Origin of the sequence: Nonomuraea deserti (genome assembly GCF_004348685.1) — a bacterium.
GTDB lineage: Bacteria > Actinomycetota > Actinomycetes > Streptosporangiales > Streptosporangiaceae > Nonomuraea > Nonomuraea deserti.
Genome location: NZ_SMKO01000359.1, coordinates 1 through 3402 on the forward strand (window position 1 = coordinate 1; position 3402 = coordinate 3402).

Genomic DNA, 3402 nt, shown 5'->3' on the forward strand with positions numbered 1-3402 from the left:
CCCCCGAACGCCGTCCTGCGCCCCCTCGCGCGCCCCGCCCTGGGAGCCGGCCTGGGAGCCGACCTGGGAGCCGGCCTGCGAGCCGGCCTGCGAGCCGGCCTGCGAGCCGGACTGAGGGCCGCCCTGGGAGCGGTCGTAAGGGCCGGCCTGAGGGCCGTCGTAAGGGCCGCCCAGAGGGCCGCCATCGTGAGGGCCGCCCTGGGGATCGTCGGGATGGGGCGCACGGTGCTGGGCGAGCGCGGCCGACGGCCCGCCGGCCGCGGGATCGGCGTGCTGAGGCGGCCCACCCGGCCCGGCGGCATGAGACGCGGCGACCGCTGCCGCCCCGGCGCCCGCGGCGGACTGAGCGGCACCAGAGGCGCCCTGAGGCGGCGATCCAGCCGGAGGACCGCCGTACGGCGACGGCTGGTCGTACGGGGACGGCTGATCGTAGGGGGATGGCTGGTCGTACGGGGACGGCGGCTGCTGGTCGGCGGAAGACTGGACGGCCGGCAGCGGCTGCGTGAGGCCCTCCTGCGGCTCACGGTAGGCGGGAGGCCAGACCTGCTGGTCCGGATACCGATGCCGGGCCCGGCTCTTGGGCATGCCAGGAGCACCCGCCATGCCATGCCGTGGGGACGCCGCCTGTCCCTGCGCCCCCCGCGCGGCACCCTGGCCCGGACGCACGCCCTGCTCGGGACGCACGCCCTGCTCGGGACGCACGCCCTGCTCGGGACGTACGCCCTGCTCGGGACGCACGCCCTGCTCGGACACGCCACCGCCCTGTCCGGCGTGCCCGCCTGCCCCGAATACCGAACCCTGGCCAGGCGGTTCCTCTCCGAAGGGAGAACCCTGGCCGGGTTCCTGCCCGTGGGGGGAGCCGGGACCAGGCGATTCCTGCCCGTAGGGAGAGCTGGGGCCGGGCGGTTCCTGCCCGAAAGGAGAACCCTGGCCGGGATCCTGCCGATAGGGGGAGCCGTGGCCAGGTGGTTCCTGTCCGTAGGGGGAGCCGGGGCCGGGCGGTTCCTGTCCGAAAAGGGACCCCCGGCCGGGCGGTTCCTGTCCGTAAGGGGAGCCGAGGCCGGGCGGCATCACCTGCCCCTGGGGTGGCGTGCCGTAGCCGGACGGCGGTGCCTCGTGGCTGCGACGCCCGCCGCGGCGGGCGGGCCTCTCATGGCCCGGCGGCACCTCGCCCGCCGACGGCAGCCGCGGCACGGCTGCGGTCTCGCCGTCAGGGGCCGCCTGCACCCTGGGTACGGGGGCGGTCTCGGGAGCCGGGCCCGACGGGATCCTCGGTACGGGCGCCGTCTCCTCGGGGCTGCGGCGTACGCCCTCGCCCGAAGTGAGATCGGGATACATGCCCTCTTCGAGCGGTATCACCTGCCCGGGGGGAAAGGTACGGCCCGAGTGGGTGCCGAGCCCCTCCGGGGTCGTCTGGCTAGGGGGAGGCGGCGGCGGGTCCTCTTCGCGGCGCCGGTCGTTCCTGGGGGCGAACCAGTCACGCTCGTCGTTCGTACTCATCAAATGCCTCCGAGGAGACCCCTGCCTTCAGGCGGGGGAGGAATCGGACCCCTGCGGAGCAGGATAGGGGTAGCCGATTCGCCGCCAGGCGAACCGGCGTCAAAACGCCGCATGACACCGCACGGTTCGGTAGTGTGTTCGACGGTGGCGACAACCAAGCCACCGGACGAACGATCAGAAGCACCCTCGCCGCAGGGCTCGCGGAGAGGTGAAACGCCTGTGGAGCTGGTGTAAGACCTCAACGAGAGTTCCTTTCTCGGGCGGGCGACCGGCGGTGAAGCAGGAAGGCCAGTCGGCGACGGCTGGAGTTCCGGTTCCTTCAAGACCGGGAGGATGTCAACCTGCGCTCACTTCTTAGCCATCGAGTAGACGTCCTGAGGCGAGGCGGCGAGCTTGCGCGCGGCCTCCTCGTCCAGGCCGAGGTCCACCTCGACCTCCGGCTGGTACGACTCCACGATGAAGGCCTGCGGCATCCCGAACACGACCCGCGCTCCCGGCAGCGCCGACGCGGGCACCTCGAAGAAGTACCGGCCGCTGACCCAGATGTCCGGCTGCACCCAGACGTTCGACAGGGTCTGCGAGCTGTCCACCCTGTCGGTGGCGCTGAACTTCTTGCCGTCCTCGGTCATGAGCACGGGCTGGCCCAGCTTGTACGGCTTGAGGCTGGACTTGGCCGAGGCGTTGACGACGAGGAAGAGGTGGTCGGTGCCGATGGTCTTGTCGGTGACGCTCGTGATCGACTTGGCGGTGAGGTACGAGTCGACCCGCACGGTGAACCGTTTGGCGTCCACGTCCTCGCCTTTGTCGCCCACGTAGGTGAGCGGCAGGCTCTGTTCGCCCTCGTCGAGGTACATGGTCTGCAGCAGGACGGCGGCCCCGGCCAGCGCGAGCCCGGCGACGGCGCTGAGCAGCCGCGAGGAGTTGGCGGGGCGGCGTCCGGCTCGCCGGCCGCGGCGGGCGGGCGCCACGGATGATCTTTGCTGCGTGGCGGTCACACTGCGTCACCTTCCTTGACCGACAGGGTCACCCGGGCTTTGATCTCGGGAAGCCACTTGTCGCCTACTTCGGTGGCGACCATCTTCCAGCGGGGGGTGACGTTGTTCCAGTCGGATTCCCACTCGAAGGCGGCCACGTCGAGGGTGATCTTCTCCGGCGGCTGGTCGGTGTCCTTGAGCTGGTAGCGCAGGATGACCTGGCTGGTGACCCCGGGGTGGAGCTGGCGGGTCTCGCCTCCCTTGCTCCGGGCGAAGACGCTGGGGCCGGCGTCCTTGGGGAAGGCCGGGGCGATCTTGACGAGCGAGCCGGCGAAGGACGCGAGGGTGAAGGCGGATTCGATCTTCTGGGGCGGGCTGCCGACCGAGGCGGTCTGGTCGCCGTTGTTCTTGACGTCGAAGACCACGTCCACGAACCGCTTGTCCTCTTCGAACCGCGTCTGGGCACGCTCCACCGTCACGCGCGACTCGACGACCTTGGTGGTGAACTGGCCCTGGTCGATCACCGCGCCCGGGCCCAGCGCCTCCGGCTCTTCCGGGGCCTCGCGGAGACCGCCCAGCAGGGCGGTGATGCCGACGACCGTGAAGGCCGTCAGGGCGAGTGCGGGCACCACTACGGGGCGTCTGGGCCTGTCACTGCTGCCGCCGGAGGGTTCCGTCATGGATAAGGATGGTAATAGGTCTCGCTTGTCTCATCTGCCGCAATGCTCCCATCGGACTGGTCGAATTGCCGAGAAACCCTGCCACTACGGGGGTTGTAACTCATACGCTGGCACGGAACGGAAAGGGCTGACCCCAACTCCTAATGACATATCGGCGGCCGGAGGGTCACGTGGCGGACGTGCATCCCGAGCATGCCCAGCTCCAGGCGGACCGCATCTACCTGGGCTGGCAGTACATCCTGCTGCAT

General features: G+C 70.8%; 2 protein-coding genes and 1 pseudogene. All 3 read right to left on the reverse strand.

Annotation, left to right across the window (positions count from 1 at the left end; translation table 11 throughout):
- Positions 1-1500: pseudogene (locus tag E1292_RS49820) on the reverse strand (hypothetical protein); the annotation flags it as partial.
- 347 nt (positions 1501-1847) lie between these two features.
- Complete coding sequence (locus tag E1292_RS49825; protein ID WP_132606787.1) at positions 1848-2495, reverse strand: hypothetical protein; 648 nt, start codon at positions 2493-2495, stop codon at positions 1848-1850.
- Positions 2492-3154 carry a hypothetical protein gene (locus E1292_RS49830; RefSeq protein WP_132606788.1) on the reverse strand — a complete coding sequence of 221 codons (663 nt, stop codon included), beginning with the start codon at positions 3152-3154 and terminating at the stop codon, positions 2492-2494. The genes E1292_RS49825 and E1292_RS49830 overlap by 4 nt, the downstream gene beginning before the upstream one ends.
- Positions 3155-3402: the final 248 nt, after the last annotated feature.